14 protein-coding genes are annotated in these 14040 nt (G+C 54.4%); 7 read left to right on the top strand and 7 right to left on the bottom strand.

From position 1 onward, the window contains the following. Nucleotides 1-123: 123 nt before the first annotated feature. Nucleotides 124-1320: a multidrug effflux MFS transporter gene (locus HEQ50_RS05470; protein WP_232842686.1), complete on the top strand. Its 1197-nt coding sequence runs from the start codon at nt 124-126 to the stop codon at nt 1318-1320. Between the two features lie 148 nt (nt 1321-1468). On the opposite strand, the gene HEQ50_RS05465 is transcribed toward HEQ50_RS05470, so the two are convergent. After that, nucleotides 1469-2680 carry a condensation domain-containing protein gene (locus tag HEQ50_RS05465; RefSeq protein ID WP_168899516.1) on the bottom strand — a complete coding sequence of 404 codons (1212 nt, stop codon included), beginning with the start codon at nt 2678-2680 and terminating at the stop codon, nt 1469-1471. 158 nt (nt 2681-2838) lie between these two features. Here HEQ50_RS05465 and HEQ50_RS05460 point away from each other — a divergent pair, with 158 nt between their 5' ends. After that, a complete protein-coding gene (locus tag HEQ50_RS05460) occupies nt 2839-3366 on the top strand; it encodes an acyl-CoA thioesterase (protein ID WP_168899515.1) in 528 nt (175 codons plus the stop codon). 31 nt (nt 3367-3397) lie between these two features. On the opposite strand, the gene HEQ50_RS05455 is transcribed toward HEQ50_RS05460, so the two are convergent. Next, nucleotides 3398-3976, bottom strand: a complete 579-nt coding sequence (locus HEQ50_RS05455) for a GNAT family N-acetyltransferase (RefSeq protein WP_168899514.1) — start codon at nt 3974-3976, stop codon at nt 3398-3400. 122 nt (nt 3977-4098) lie between these two features. On the opposite strand from HEQ50_RS05455, the gene HEQ50_RS05450 reads away from it, so the two are divergent. From HEQ50_RS05450 to HEQ50_RS05435, 4 genes are all read left to right on the top strand, one after another. After that, on the top strand, nt 4099-4746 hold the full coding sequence (locus HEQ50_RS05450) for an NAD(P)-dependent oxidoreductase (protein ID WP_168899513.1): 648 nt from the start codon (nt 4099-4101) through the stop codon (nt 4744-4746). Nucleotides 4747-4843: 97 nt separating this feature from the next. Then, complete coding sequence (brnQ, locus tag HEQ50_RS05445; protein WP_211089222.1) at nt 4844-6187, top strand: branched-chain amino acid transport system II carrier protein; 1344 nt, start codon at nt 4844-4846, stop codon at nt 6185-6187. 114 nt (nt 6188-6301) lie between these two features. Continuing rightward, nucleotides 6302-6985: a YjjG family noncanonical pyrimidine nucleotidase gene (locus HEQ50_RS05440; protein WP_168899511.1), complete on the top strand. Its 684-nt coding sequence runs from the start codon at nt 6302-6304 to the stop codon at nt 6983-6985. Nucleotides 6986-7198: 213 nt separating this feature from the next. Then, complete coding sequence (locus HEQ50_RS05435) at nt 7199-7468, top strand: hypothetical protein (RefSeq protein ID WP_168899510.1); 270 nt, start codon at nt 7199-7201, stop codon at nt 7466-7468. A gap of 34 nt (nt 7469-7502) precedes the next feature. Here HEQ50_RS05435 and HEQ50_RS05430 read toward each other — a convergent pair whose 3' ends face one another. Together HEQ50_RS05430 and HEQ50_RS05425 are read right to left on the bottom strand one after the other, a co-directional pair. Then, nucleotides 7503-7733: a type II toxin-antitoxin system Phd/YefM family antitoxin gene (locus HEQ50_RS05430; RefSeq protein ID WP_168899509.1), complete on the bottom strand. Its 231-nt coding sequence runs from the start codon at nt 7731-7733 to the stop codon at nt 7503-7505. A gap of 77 nt (nt 7734-7810) precedes the next feature. Continuing rightward, nucleotides 7811-8191, bottom strand: coding sequence for a hypothetical protein (locus HEQ50_RS05425; RefSeq protein ID WP_168899508.1), 381 nt, complete (start codon nt 8189-8191; stop codon nt 7811-7813). 116 nt (nt 8192-8307) lie between these two features. Between HEQ50_RS05425 and HEQ50_RS05420 the strand changes: the two genes are divergently transcribed. Next, on the top strand, nt 8308-8922 hold the full coding sequence (locus HEQ50_RS05420; protein ID WP_168899507.1) for a DJ-1/PfpI family protein: 615 nt from the start codon (nt 8308-8310) through the stop codon (nt 8920-8922). A 180-nt stretch (nt 8923-9102) separates the two neighbouring features. On the opposite strand, the gene mnmG is transcribed toward HEQ50_RS05420, so the two are convergent. The 3 genes from mnmG to jag form a co-directional block, all read right to left on the bottom strand. Continuing rightward, nucleotides 9103-11013 carry a tRNA uridine-5-carboxymethylaminomethyl(34) synthesis enzyme MnmG gene (mnmG, locus tag HEQ50_RS05415; protein WP_168899506.1) on the bottom strand — a complete coding sequence of 637 codons (1911 nt, stop codon included), beginning with the start codon at nt 11011-11013 and terminating at the stop codon, nt 9103-9105. Nucleotides 11014-11085: 72 nt separating this feature from the next. Next, nucleotides 11086-12480 (bottom strand): tRNA uridine-5-carboxymethylaminomethyl(34) synthesis GTPase MnmE, encoded by a 1395-nt coding sequence (mnmE, locus tag HEQ50_RS05410; RefSeq protein ID WP_168899505.1) that lies wholly within the window; start codon nt 12478-12480, stop codon nt 11086-11088. Between the two features lie 235 nt (nt 12481-12715). Continuing rightward, nucleotides 12716-13486 carry an RNA-binding cell elongation regulator Jag/EloR gene (gene jag, locus HEQ50_RS05405; RefSeq protein ID WP_168899504.1) on the bottom strand — a complete coding sequence of 257 codons (771 nt, stop codon included), beginning with the start codon at nt 13484-13486 and terminating at the stop codon, nt 12716-12718. Nucleotides 13487-14040 lie beyond the last annotated feature (554 nt).

The raw sequence follows: 14040 nt of genomic DNA, 5'->3' as shown, positions 1-14040 counted from the left end.
GGAGCAATACGCTTTTACCGTACATAATGACCTGGGCCGCCATTCTGCAGTAGAGTGGCGGCCCGGCGTCGTCTTCACTGGTTATTGCGAAATTAATAATTACACCGAAAGGGCTGACTGCTTTTGAATGCTACTCTTACTCGGCGCCGGCAAATCTGGCTGACCCTCCTGTTGGGAACCGTCAGTGCGACCGGCCCATTGGCCATTGACCTCTATCTGCCAGCCTTACCGCAGATGCGCACGCAATTCGCGACCAGCGCCTCCCTCATGCAACTCAGTATCACGGCCTGTTTGATTGGGCTGGCGCTGGGCCAACTGATTGCGGGTCCCCTATCGGACCAATATGGCCGACGAAAGCCTTTGATTGTGGGCTTTATTATCTTTGGCTTGGTCTCCCTTGCCATGGCCTTTATTCATTCCATTACCTTATTAATCATCCTGCGCTTTATTCAAGGACTCGCCGGTGCCACCGGTCAAGTCATGGCCCGAGCCGTGGCGCGCGACCTGTTCTCGGGGAAGAAATTAACCCGCTTCTATGCGCTACTCAATACGGTCAACGGCGTCTTTCCCATTATTGCGCCGATTATCGGGGGCTTTATGATCCACTACGTTGACTGGGAAGCCATCTTCATCCTGTTGGCCATTATTGGCTTAGCCATTGCGCTAGCGGTTGCTGTGGGCTTGCCCGAATCTCTGCCCGTCGCCGAACGGCAAACAGGTGGCTTTCACAGTTCCTTGGGAGCCATGGGTCGACTGGTCGTGCAACCCGCTTTCTGGCCGCTGATCTTGGCCACGGGCCTGGTCTACGGCGGTCTGTTCAGTTACATTTCCGCCTCCACCTTCGTCTTTCAAACGGGCTTTGGCATGGCGCCGCAGACCTTCAGTCTCCTCTACGCCTTTAACGGTCTGGGGATTGTGGTCGGCAGTAATCTACCCGGCCAGTTGTCCCGCCGCTACTCCAATCGCCAACAGGTGACAAGCCTGCTAACGATCGCCGTGGGGGTCAGCCTCGCGTTGCTAGCGAGCCTGTTCTTCCCCGCTAACGTGTGGGTCGTCAGTGGCCTCGTGCTGGCGATGGTCATTCTGATCGGCGCGCTACTGACGTTGACGGTAACCATCATCATGGATCAGGCCAGCAAGAATGCCGGCGGGGCTTCTGCCGTCATCGGTTTGGCGCAGAATGCCTGTGGGGGCCTGGCCTCACCATTAGTCGGTCTGACTGGCCAATCCTACGCTGCGATGGCGATGATGTTATTTGTCTGCAATGCCGGAGCGTTGGGGCTGGTTCGTTACCAAGGGAAGTCGGCTAAAACCAATTAAGTGAAATCATCGAAACGCTGGGGAGGACGTCCGCAGCGTTTTTTTACCGTCTAAATGTCGCCCACAACCACGCGCTCGTTGCCCTCTTACCATAGAACAAGCGCTTAAATCGTCAGAGAATCAAAAAGACCGGACATCGCCGGTCTTTTTAGTTGCCATGCCCCCACTGATTGAGCTGGGTGACGACATTCTTTAGAATTTTAATGCCTAGCTGATAATCCGGTTCCGATCCCAGCATGCGAAAGGCCAACGTCCACGCATCATGATAGGCGCTTACCGTCAGTTGAAAGTTCGGCATGGTACGATAGGTGCCCGCAAAGTAAATCTGGGTTACCGGAATGTTACCAAAGTTCAGGCGCGTCTGATCGACGTGGCCAAAGCTGGCAAAGGAGATCGCCGCCGACTCGCGGTGTTTTCCTGCCAAGCGGCGCACTAACTCCGGCGGCAGGGCCCGACTCATCCGGTTTATTTCCACCAGGGGTGGCAGGTACGCTAAGCTCTCGTGCAGCCGCGTCATTGTGGCCTGCGTCCGCGCGACGACATTTTGGAGCGTGTCGCCCTCTTCGACCGTAATGGTGACCGGCATCTGACTCGTCAGGTTGGCGACCTGAACCACGTTGGTCGCGGCCACCGGTCCGTGTAGCCGCAGGTCGACCTGATAGGGAATGACCAGCCGGCGTTCCCCCGTCAAGGAAAACAGCGCAAGCGCATACGCCGACAGGAGTACCACGTTCATCGTCACGCCCTGTTGCCGCGCTAACCGCTGCAATTGCTGGCTTTCAACGCGTGGGATCAGGGCTTCACCCTTATGGTGATGGACGTTACCCGCCAACTGGGGAAAGCTTTCGGCCGCCGGGGTATCGCTACTCTGCGGCAGTGGCCGGTGCGGATGGCGCAAAAAGTTCAGAATCCGCCGGACACTCCGCTCATTGACAAAATCCGTCAAATCCTGACCATCATAAGCGGCCGCCAACAGATATAGATAGTGTTTAAAGCCCTCGCCATCCGTCAACAAGCGACTCATGATCAACCGCAACTGGTCGTAATCCGTGTGGTGAATGACTTGAATCTTTAGCTGTGGGCCTTGAAGCACATCCAGTTTTCCTCGACCGGGATCACGACTGGCATCGTATTCTTCAATAACTTGCTGGTCACCATCGGGCTGATCTTCAAACCGATTCCAACGGAGGTTGTAGCGACTTAAAATTTGTGGCACCACGGTTTGGGTCGTCTTAACGGCCGTTTGTAACCGCTCGACATCCACGGGATAGCTCAGGCTCAACGTGCATTCTAATACTGGATAGGTTTGCGCCAAGTCCAAGGTTGGAATCAAGTCCAACGGTTCCCCACGATAATTCACACGATCACCCCTTCTGCTTAATTTAGATTCAGTATAGCAAAGCAGCGCGGTTTCACTCCATGAATCTATCAAGATATAGCGAAAAGTTAACAATCCTGTAACCTAATTAGGGGAGTCTGGTAGAATGAGAGATAGCGGTTCATGAATGGAGGATGCCTATGACCACTCAACCCACACCCGTTCCCTGCAACGCCACCTTAATCGTGACGACACATCGGGTCTTTCAACCGGATTTAAATGAACACCAAACCGTTTTTGGGGGTAAAATTCTCTCGCTCGTCGACGATAGTGCTTCCGTGGCAGCGGTTCGGCTCACACACAAGACCGTGGTCACCGCTTCGTTTGATCACGTGAGCTTCCTGCGGCCCTTTCACCTCGATGACTCCATGATCTTGGAAGCCTACGTCAGCGGGACTGGCACGCGTTCGCTGGAGGTCTTCGTCAAAATCATTGGTGAAAACCTGACGACGGGCGAACGCTTCGTCGGCTTCACCTGCTTCATTACCTACGTGATTGACGACAAGTCCGTCACGGCGCCGCTGCCCAACGTCACACCGGTTACGGACGAACAACGCTATCTGTGTGCCGGCTACGAGCGACGGACGGCCCAACGCAAGGAACGCCGTCACGAGCAAGCCGGACTCAACGCGCACGTCAACACGGATTCACCGTGGCCCGCGGGCTAAATGTTTCATGTGAAACACCGCTGTCGACACTTTAGTCGGTGGTGGTGTTTTCGTCTGGAATTGTTCCACGTGAAACAGCCCACCACTCCTGTGCTAAGATGCCAAACTGATAGAGATCGAGCCACTGACCATCCTGATAAACGGCCTCTCGGTTAATCCCTTCGCGTACGAAACCGACCGCGTTATACGCCCGGAGCGCCGCCTGATTGTTGGCATTCACATCCAACGTCACCTTGTGGAGTCCCAATTCGTTGAAGGCAAACGACAGAATTGTATTGAGGGTGTCCACCCCGTAGCCCTGACCCCGATCACTGGCCACGGGTAACGCAATGCCCAACTCCGCTCGCCGGTTTTTGAATTGAATTTCGTCTAAAATCACCCATCCCAGCAGGCCGTCGTCGGCGTTGGCCCGCACCATGAAGAAGAAGTGCTCGTCGCTGTCGGGATCCGCGGCCAATTCCGCGTACTCGGCGGCCGTCCACGGATGGAGCGCGTCGGCCGATAGGTTTCGCAATAACCCTGGCTCCCATTGCGTATCCTGGAGCCACTCGGCATCCCCGTCCCGCATTTCCGTTAAGTGCACCAACTGTCCCTGAACCACATTTTTCATTTCATTGCCCCCTTGACGTTTTCTCCTACTCTACCACACCTACAACCGCGATGAGGCTTAATTGTTGGCGGGCAACTCGAAAACCGGTATACTGATCCCAGCAAAATATGGGAGGTTCCTTTATGAAAATTACAATTATTGGGGCAACCGGCATGGCCGGATCAGCTCTGGTTGCAGAAGCTTTACGGCGCGGTCACACGGTGACGGCCCTGGCCCGTTCGGCGGATAAACTGGCCAAGTTGCCGGCCCATCCCCAGCTCACCACCAAGGTGCAGGACGCCTTCGCCCTGACCACCGATGAATTGGGCGCGGCCGACGTGGTCATCGATGCCTTTGCCACCGCGCCCAGCTTGGCCTTTCAACACGTGGATCTCGCGGCGAACCTAGTGGCCAAGTTACGCACAACCACCACGCCACGCTTGGTCTTCATTCTCGGGGCGGGGAGCTTGCAAACCGGCGACGATCATCATCTGTTCGTGCATGACATTGCCAAGGACCCCAACGCCGCCAGCTTCCTCAGCGTTCCCCAAAACCAATTAAAGGAACTTAACTTCCTGCGCGACGTGGACAACGTCAACTGGGTCGGCGTTTCACCAGCCGCGAATTTCCACCCGGGCGAAGCGACGCCTTATCTGATGGGTGACGACGACCTATTGGTCAACGCACAGCAACAATCCGGCACGTCTGCCGGAACCATGGCCGTGGCCATTCTCGATGAGATTGAACAGCCCCAGCATCATCAGACCCGGTTCACCGTCGCTGATAAATAAATTTGTAAGAGGTGCCCGTTTCCTTGGGCGCCTTTTTTTGCTATGCTTACCTATGGTCTGCACGGACCGCACTTACATATAGAAAGTTGCGATGATTTTGAAAACTCGATTATCTTGGCGGGAACTTCTCTTTATCGGCATGATGCTCTTTGGGCTCTTCTTTGGTGCCGGTAACCTGATCTTTCCCGTTTTTCTGGGGCAACAAGCGGGGCATAACGTTGGCCCGGCCATCATTGGCCTACTCCTCACCGGGATTGGCCTGCCCCTATTGGGGGTAACGGGCATTGGGCTCACCCGTAGCGAGGGCGTCTTCGATCTCGCGACGACCGTCAACCGGCCGTTCGCCTACGCCTTTACGGTCCTGTTATATCTGACCGTGGGCCCCTTCTTTGCCCTGCCCCGCTTGGCCACAACGTCCTACCAGATTGGCCTGGCGCCATTCGTCAGTCGGCCGCACCAAGGCCTGGTCTTGGCGAGCTTCTCCATCCTGTTCTTTGTGCTCGCTTGGTGGCTCGCCCGCAATCCCGGTAAGCTGATGACCTATATTGGCAAATGGCTCACGCCAATCTTCTTGATTCTGTTGGGACTATTGATCCTCGCTACCTTCGTTAAACCCATGGGTGGCTTTCACTTTGCCGCACGCGGCGCCTATGCCGCGAGTCCGCTAGCCACTGGCTTTACGGAGGGGTACAACACGTTGGACGCCCTGGCCTCATTGGCCTTTGGCATTGTCGTCATCGACAGTATCCGGGCGCTAGGCGTGACCGAACCCGGACAGATTGCCAAGGACGTGATCAAGGCCGGCACCATCAGCGTCGTCCTCATGGGGCTCATCTACACCCTATTGGCCTTGATGGGCACCATGAGTCTGGGCAAATTTGCGGCCGCAGAGAATGGCGGGATTACGCTGGCGCAGATTGCCAATCAGTATTTCGGTGTCTTCGGAAATCTTTTGCTGGCCCTAATCGTCATCATTGCCTGTTTGAAGACGGCGATTGGCTTAATCTCGGCCTTTGGCGACACCTTTCATGCCATGTTTCCCCGACTATCTTATCCGGGGCTGATTATCTTTGCCAGCGTACTGCCGTGTCTATTCGCTAACGTTGGGCTGACCAAATTAATCAACTACTCCACGCCGGTGCTGATGTTCCTATACCCGCTAGCCATCGTCCTGATCGTGCTGGCGGTGCTCTCACCGCTGTTGGGCACCAGTCGCTGGTTATTCGGCCTAGCGATGCTATTCACGCTAATACCGGCCATTTTTTCGGCCGTGGCCGCCCTACCGACGCACTTGCAACAGGCCGGTTGGAGTCGCGCCATTCTCGCGTTGAACAATCAGCTTCCCCTGGCCGCTCAAGGCTTTAGTTGGGCCGTTCCCGCACTCGTCGGGATCATCTTCGGCTGGTGTGCCAGTCAGCTCGCGCGACTCACTAAAAAATAGATGATGCTCTTAGTTGTGTCCCTCCTCGTGAGTGGCGCGACTTTTTAAATGAATTGGAATTTTAGACGAAAATTTGCTAAACTCAGGAAAACTCATTTCGAAAGGTGCGCGCCCATGAAAAAATTTGCCATTATTGATTTAGACGATACCCTCCTTGATTTTACCCGTGGTGAAAATGAAGGGGTCACCCAGCTCCTGCAGGAAAACGGCGTCACCGACATTCAACGCGGCTTAGCCACCTACGTGCAGATTAATCAGCGTATCTGGCATCAGATTGAATTGGGCGCCGACCGCAAGCCACTGTTGGACCGCCGCTTCACCCAGGCTTTCGGCGCCCTCGGGGTCACAGTCGATGGTTTGGCCCTGGAAAAGCAATACAAGGCCATGCTGGATCACAACTACTATACGTTGCCCGGCGCCACGACCTTTCTCACCAACCTACAACGCGCCGGGGTGACGGTCATCGCGGGCACCAATGGTACCAAGTCCATTCAACTGAATCGTCTGCGCGGTTCACGGTTAACCGCCTACTTTGACAGTGTCTTCATCTCCGAGGATGTCGGCTTCGACAAGCCAGATAAGCGCTTCTTCGCGCCCATCTTCGCGCAGTACCCGACCATGTCCGCGGCCAACACCGTCATGATCGGCGATAGCCTCCACTCCGACGTTCTCGGCGCGACCAATGCCCATCTCGACAGCATCTGGTTCAATCCCCGGCACGCTACGGGTTCGGCGGACTACCATCCGACGCACGAGGCGGATTCGTTCGCTACGCTGGAAAATCTGTTGCTGGCCTAGCAGTTGCTGCATAATCTTAAAAGATTCAAAATAAACACGAATCGCCCGTTAACGTTAGTTGGACTAGCGCTAACGGGTGATTTTTAGAACCGTTTGGTGGCTTATTTTACTTTTAAGGCATTAATTTACCCCTTTAACCAGAATTTCTGGTATGATGGGTACAAGTTATAATTAAAATCTCATATTCTCATTTAACGAAACGAGGTGAAGACCATGACCGACACACGCTTTCCAACCACCCCAGCTAAGGTTTTCGTTCCGATTCTGACATTGGTTCTGTTAGTTGCCATGCTTACTCTTCAAGACCCCCAAATCGTTGCCTTTCTCTGTTTTAGCTCGCTGATCACCGCGATGCTGCACTTTAATGTCTTTGAGAGTACATCCGATAGCAATCCATTAAATCGGATTGATTTCACGATTCAAATCGTTTTCTTAATCTCTTCAATCGCCCGCGCCTTTATCATGGGTAGTGGAAAATACTAAGCCACATTAGCCGTTTGGTGACGCGGCTTTTTTACTAGCCCCATTCAATCTTATTCAGATCCATCTCAAGCGCCTTACGCGTGGGCTGTTGTGCCGCTTCTAGCGCGGCTTTCAAAGCCTCCCATTCATACTTGGCGACAATAATAGCCGAATTGGCGTCATTACCATCTGTCGGCGTCACCACAATCGTTTCTTGCTGGTGATTCACTTCATCTAAGATCTGGAGCAACGCCTGCTGCGCCGCTGCCGGTGAATAACGTTTCATTTGAACTTTCCCCCTGATAAAAAATCCCGCGCACGTTGCTTGTTCAGCGTCCACGGGTTCTCCGAATGACCATTTAATTATGCTGGCAATTGCGTCAGCGTCCCCAGTAACACGGCGGCCAGAATGATCTGGCTACCCACTAAATACCATGCCTGTCGTTGCCAAAGTGCTCGCGTTGCCGCCGGATAGGTGCGCTGGTGATGCTGATAGTAACTCATCCCCGTAGCCAACACATCAACCAGCAGAAGCAGACCAATCACCCGGGCGTCCAACCACGCTGGACGCCACAGGCCGACGGCGACATACATCAATCCTAAGTACAAGAAACCATGGTACACGGTGCGACTCCGCGTATGACGCACCGTTGTTGCTTGTTGTAGCTGTCGTAGCGTGTGGTGATGCAAGCCATGACTCACCAACACCAGGATGATACCGAGACTCAACAGACCGATTTTCATAACGTAAAACTCCCTACTCGAGATTTAATTCCCCAGTGTTCAATTTTACCGAAGGTTGGCCGTGATTCCTAGGCATTCCTGCCCTTTCGTTGACTCACAGTAGGAGGTTCCGTTCCATGATCAGAAATACCATTTACGTGCTCCTGTACCCCGGGTTTTCACCCTTTGAAATCACGTGTCTCACCAGTCTCTTTGCCTTTGCCGAAGAGTCCCATCCGCTCGTGACCATCGCGGTGGATCGGACGCCGGTTGAAAGTGAAGACCACTTTCACGTCCTCCCCGATCAAACCTTGGCGGACACCGATCTGAGTAACGCGCAACTGCTCCTCTTACCCGGCATTGATGACTTCCGGATTCCCCTGGCTGATCATCGCCACTGTGAGTTTCTCCAGCGCGCGCAGAAACAGCTTCCCGCGATGAAACTGGCGGCGATTTCAAGTGCCCCCATCCTGTTAGCACAAGCTGGCCTGTTGGATCACCACCAATTCACGGCGGGGATCTTTGAGGAGTTTTACAGTCAGTATCCTTTCATCCCCAAACAAAATCTCCGACGCCAACCCGTCGTTGTCGATGGCGAACTCACCACGGCCATCGGGTTTGCCTTTCGTGAGTTCGCCATCACCGTGGCCCGCCAATGTCACATTCCGGCCGACGCGCGGAGTTTTGCCGAAGCTCGGCAAACACCGCCTTACACGGCCGAGGAACTGACTTTTCACCTACCTGACGCCTAACCCATTTTGGCTAAGGGGCTACTTCATTTAGAATACCCAACCAACGTGTCGTTTTCGCAAAAAACGTGTAAAGATTTCATATAGCCTGTTATTAATATCTTATTAGTTATTAATAACTAATTTTATGATAATAAAAAAGGACGATCACCACAGTCGGGATCGTCCTTTACTTTGCAATTTTTACTTCACTTTCGCGATCTTCCCCTGTTCAATGTACACACTCAGAATCGCAATATCAGCCGGGTTAACCCCACTGATCCGACTTGCCTGAGCCAAGGTTTCGGGTTGGATCTTCTTGAGCTTCTGGTGGGCCTCCGTTGCGAGACCATCAATGGCATCATAATCGATGTTTGCTGGAATCGCCTTGGCTTCCATCCGCTTCAACTTCGCGACGTTGTCTTCGGCCTTCTTAATGTAGCCGGCATACTTCAGCGAAATCTCAATTTCTTCGACAATGTGCCGGTCCAACGGTTGGGCTGGTGCTGGAATGAAGTCCAACAACGTCTGGTAATCGACGTATGGCCGCCGTAAGAAGACTGCCGCCAACACGCCATCTTGGAGCGGCTTGTCGCCATGGCTTTCGATAAAGGCGTTGATGCTGTCGTTGGGCTTGATCCGGATGCTGTTCAACCGGTCGATTTCAGCTTTTAAGGCCGCTTTCTTGTCCAAGAAGGCTTGGTACCGGTCGTCGCTGATCAGGCCCAGTTCGTGGCCCTTAGCCGTCAAACGCAGGTCGGCGTTGTCGTGACGCAGAATCAGCCGGTATTCGGCCCGACTCGTCAATAGCCGGTAAGGTTCGTTCGTTCCCTTGGTGACCAGATCATCGACCATGACGCCGATGTAGGCATCGGAACGCTTCAACGTGAAGCCAGGCTTCCCCAGGGCACGCAACCCGGCGTTAATACCGGCCAGCAAGCCTTGGCCCGCGGCCTCTTCGTAACCGGACGTCCCGTTGGTTTGCCCCGCCGTGAACAGGTTCTTCAACGGCTTGGTTTCCAAGGTCGGCCGCAACTGGTAAGGCGACACGACATCGTATTCGATGGCGTAACCGGGACGCATCATCTGGGCATCCTCTAACCCCTTGATGGAGTGGAGAATCTTCTGTTGCACCTCTTCCGGCATGGACGTTGACAGGCCTTGAACGTACCATTCGTCCGTGTTCCGGCCTTCTGGTTCCAAGAAGAGTTGGTGCCGTGGCTTGTCCGCAAACCGCACAATCTTGTCCTCGATGGATGGGCAGTACCGGGGACCGACACCCTCGATAACCCCCGTGAACATCGGCGCGCGATCCAAGTTGGCCTTGATGATCTCGTGGGTCTTCTGGTTGGTGTAGGTCAACCAGCAAGACAACTGGTTCTTCAAATCCAAATAGGCGCTATCCGGTGTGGTGAAACTGAAATGGTTGGGTTCTTTGTCCCCCGGCTGCTCTTCGGTCTCATCGTAGTGAATCGTGTTGCCGTCAACTCGTGGTGGCGTCCCGGTCTTGAAACGTTCCAGACTGAACCCGTATTTCGGCAGGTTCGCCGTCAGCTTGTTGGCCGGTTGGGAGTTGTTGGGACCGGATGAATACATCAATTCCCCAATAATAATCTTGCCCCGCGCCGCAGTACCGGCCGCAATCACGACGGCCTTAGCCTGGTAACGGGCCCCAGTATTGGTGATCACACCCTTGCAGACGCCATCTTCGACGATTAAATCATCCACGATTCCCTGACGCAGGGTCAGGTTAGGTTCGCGTTCGATCGTGTGCTTCATTTCGGCGTGATAGGCGTGCTTATCCGCCTGGGCGCGCAAGGCGCGGACGGCCGGGCCCTTACCCGTGTTGAGCATCCGCATCTGTACATAGGTCTTGTCGATGTTGCGGCCCATTTCGCCACCCAAGGCGTCAATTTCGCGGACCACGATACCCTTGGCCGGGCCCCCGACGGATGGGTTACATGGCATAAAGGCCACCATGTCTAGGTTGATCGTCATTAATAAGGTCTTGTTGCCCATTCGCGCGGCGGCCAGAGCGGCCTCGCTACCGGCATGACCGGCACCGACGACGATGACGTCGTAGTCCTGTCCCGGATATTCAATTACTTCAGTCATGGTTCTTTCCCTCCATGCCCGATCGTCGGTTCAGCGGCGGTCAAGCGGTCTCTTAATGGTTTAAATTTTCGCTTATTTGCCTAAACAGAATTGGCTAAATAACTGGTCGAGCAGCTCATCTTGATAGCTGTCGCCGGTAATTTCACCCAGTAAATCCCAAGCACGGGTCATGTCGATCTGTACCAGATCCACGGGCATCCCCGCAGCAATCCCGTGCATCACATCGTCTAGGGCCGCACTGGCTTGATGAAGTAACCCAATGTGGCGGGCGTTGGTGACCATCACCGTGTTCTGGCTGGATTCAATGCCCTCGTCAAAGAACAGGTGGGCAATCGTCTCCTCCAGCTTGTCCAAACCCGCGCTCTGCAGGATGGATGTCTCGATGATCGGACTGTCGCCGGCGGCCCGTTTGAGCGCCGCCATATCCAGCTTTTGTGGCAAATCCGTCTTGTTTAAGATCAGGATGCGTTGCGTGTCGGCGGTCGCCGTCAGGAGCTGTTCATCCTCGGCGGTCAGGGGTTCGCTGGCGTTGAGCACCAACATGACCAAATCGGCGGTGTTGATGGCCTTGCGCGAGCGTTCGACCCCGATCTTTTCAACCTTATCCGTGGTGTCGCGAATACCGGCCGTGTCGATTAATTTCAGCGGCACACCCTTGACGTTGACGTATTCCTCAATCACATCACGGGTGGTCCCGGCAACGTCGGTCACGATCGCCTTGTCTTCGTGTAACAAATGATTCAACAGGCTACTCTTCCCGACGTTGGGCCGGCCAACGATCGCCGTGGCTAGGCCTTCTCGCAGGACCTTCCCCTGCTTGGCGGTGGCCAGTAAGGCCTGAATCTGCTTCTTGACCTCTTGGGCCTTCTCCAGCAGCATCTTCGTGGTCATGGTCTCCACGTCATCGTATTCGGGATAGTCGATGTTGACTTCCACTTGGGCCAAGGCGTCGAGGATATCTTGGCGCAGATGCCGAATCAATTTCGACAAATCACCGTCCAACTGGTCTAAAGCGACCTTCATGGACTTATCCGTCTTCGCTCTGATCAGATCCATCACGGATTCGGCCTGCGTCAAGTCAATTCGGCCATTCAAGAAGGCCCGCTTGGTATACTCGCCGGGTTCCGCCAACCGCGCGCCATAACTCAGGCACAGCTGTAAGATCCGGTTCGTCGCCACGATCCCGCCGTGGCAATTGATCTCCACGATATCTTCTTTGGTATAGGTCTTTGGCGCCCGCATCACGGTGACCATGACCTCGTCGACTTCTTCGTTGGTTTCGGGGTCGATGATGTGGCCGTAGTGAATCGTATGGCTCGCAACCTGCGTCAGGTCCGCACCCTTAAACAACTTACCCGCAACGGCGAAGACCTCTTCACCGCTCAACCGAATAATGGAAATGCCCCCCTCACCAGGCGGGGTCGAAATTGCTGCAATCGTATCAAATTCTGTTGTGGTGACTGCCATGAGCCATCCTCCTTTTGAAATTCTATTCTGTCGATGGTTCCTACCAAGTTCCGCTAACCGTTGCCGAACTTTTCCGTTCTTCAGCCCGGGCGTATCATTTAACGCCATAAAAAAAAGCACCTACTCCACGCCACCTAACTGTGCGTGGATAAAGTACTTTCACTACTTTATCGTAAACTTGATAAGAATGATTGTCTTCACTATAAGGGGTAATCGGCCGTTTGTCAAACGAAACTTATGCCGGTTCGATCACAACGGCGCGGTGCGGTTCCTTCCCCGCCGAATAGGTCGTCACGTACCGGTTCTTGGCCAAGACCGCGTGAATCTGCTTGCGTTCAAACGAGGGCATCGGGTCCAAATAAATCGGCTTCCCCGTGGCCACCACCTCACGCGCTGTGCTCTCCGCCAAACGCGTCAACGTGGCCGCTCGCCGTTCCCGGTAGTTCGCCACGTCCAACTCCAGCTCCACGTGCGCGGCCCCATGATGGTTCAAGAACAGCTGGCCCAGACTCTGTAGCGCATTGATGGTTCGCCCGTGCTTGCCAATCAGGAGGCCTTCCTTATCGGTGGTAAAAACCAAGCGGACTTGGCGATGGCCCCCCGCCTCGGCGTCTATCGTGGCGTCTATGCCCAGTTGTTCGACAATGGTTGCCAAGTAATCCTGCACGGCATTGACCGCCGCCTCACGTCGCTTACGGCGCTCCTGTGGTGTCACCGTGGGTTCGGCCGTAGGCGCTGGCGCTGGCGTTGCCGGTTTCGGAGCGACTTGGGCCTTTGCTGGCGCAACCGACTTCGGGGCCGGCGACTTTGCCGGTGCTGGGGCCGTGGTGTCCTCGACCACCGTCTTCAAGACCACGTCAACCATGGCCTCCCGCCGACCGAGTCCCAAGAACCCCTTCCGTGGAGTGGCGACCACTTTGGTAACGACTTGATCGCGACGACTATTTAACGCGGCCAATCCTGCCGCAATCGCCGCTTCTTCCGTTTTCCCCGTGTAGATTGTCATCGTCCATTCCTCCATGTCTTTTTCGCTAAAATTTAGTATACCATAACGGCTACGACGCGCTCCGTAATCCGTTTGAAAATTACAGATTTTCCAGATGTCATGCGGTTGATTGAGGCCTCCGCCGAAAAAAACATGCGCGGTAGACCGCAATACTTAAGGATTGACTAAGCTCTTGGAAAGCGCGCAACTAATCCCGTTAAAATAACATTAGTAGTAAGTATAGGGCGGCCTTTAGGAGGTGATGCTGCATAACATAAAACTCATTGGGTCAAGGGAATTGGTTGTTGGTAGCTTTAGTTTAGCGCGCTAATTTTGCTCCCGCCGTTAGACTTTGGAGACTTGCGGCCTCCGAAACGCGTTCGCCCCGGCAGGTCCCTGCGCTTAGAAAGCTAAAAGCTAAGTGACTCCTATCCGGCACAGTTGTTAGTGACTAGGTTAGCTTGGAGCGTTGGATTTGCTCTCGCCATTAGACTTCGGAGATTTGCGGCCTCCGAAACGCGTTTCGCAAGCCAGATTCCTCCGCTTAGACAAATAAGCCGCTCCTGTCCGGCACA

Source organism: Lactobacillus sp. HBUAS51381, assembly GCF_012641095.1.
GTDB lineage: Bacteria > Bacillota > Bacilli > Lactobacillales > Lactobacillaceae > Levilactobacillus.
The sequence above is the reverse complement of the archived record's forward strand: the minus strand, read 5'-3'. Positions and strand labels throughout refer to the sequence as shown.

What these genes read in the sequence shown, in the direction of transcription:
- HEQ50_RS05425 (WP_168899508.1), bottom strand. Translation starts at nt 8,191, where the DNA reads ATGAAAATCGGTCTGTTGAGTCTCGGTATCATCCTGGTGTTGGTGAGT.
- mnmE (WP_168899505.1), bottom strand. Translation starts at nt 12,480, where the DNA reads ATGGCAGTCACCACAACAGAATTTGATACGATTGCAGCAATTTCGACC.
- HEQ50_RS05435 (WP_168899510.1), top strand. Translation starts at nt 7,199, where the DNA reads ATGACCGACACACGCTTTCCAACCACCCCAGCTAAGGTTTTCGTTCCG.
- HEQ50_RS05440 (WP_168899511.1), top strand. Translation starts at nt 6,302, where the DNA reads ATGAAAAAATTTGCCATTATTGATTTAGACGATACCCTCCTTGATTTT.
- HEQ50_RS05450 (WP_168899513.1), top strand. Translation starts at nt 4,099, where the DNA reads ATGAAAATTACAATTATTGGGGCAACCGGCATGGCCGGATCAGCTCTG.
- mnmG (WP_168899506.1), bottom strand. Translation starts at nt 11,013, where the DNA reads ATGACTGAAGTAATTGAATATCCGGGACAGGACTACGACGTCATCGTC.
- HEQ50_RS05460 (WP_168899515.1), top strand. Translation starts at nt 2,839, where the DNA reads ATGACCACTCAACCCACACCCGTTCCCTGCAACGCCACCTTAATCGTG.
- HEQ50_RS05455 (WP_168899514.1), bottom strand. Translation starts at nt 3,976, where the DNA reads ATGAAAAATGTGGTTCAGGGACAGTTGGTGCACTTAACGGAAATGCGG.
- HEQ50_RS05420 (WP_168899507.1), top strand. Translation starts at nt 8,308, where the DNA reads ATGATCAGAAATACCATTTACGTGCTCCTGTACCCCGGGTTTTCACCC.
- HEQ50_RS05430 (WP_168899509.1), bottom strand. Translation starts at nt 7,733, where the DNA reads ATGAAACGTTATTCACCGGCAGCGGCGCAGCAGGCGTTGCTCCAGATC.
- jag (WP_168899504.1), bottom strand. Translation starts at nt 13,486, where the DNA reads ATGACAATCTACACGGGGAAAACGGAAGAAGCGGCGATTGCGGCAGGA.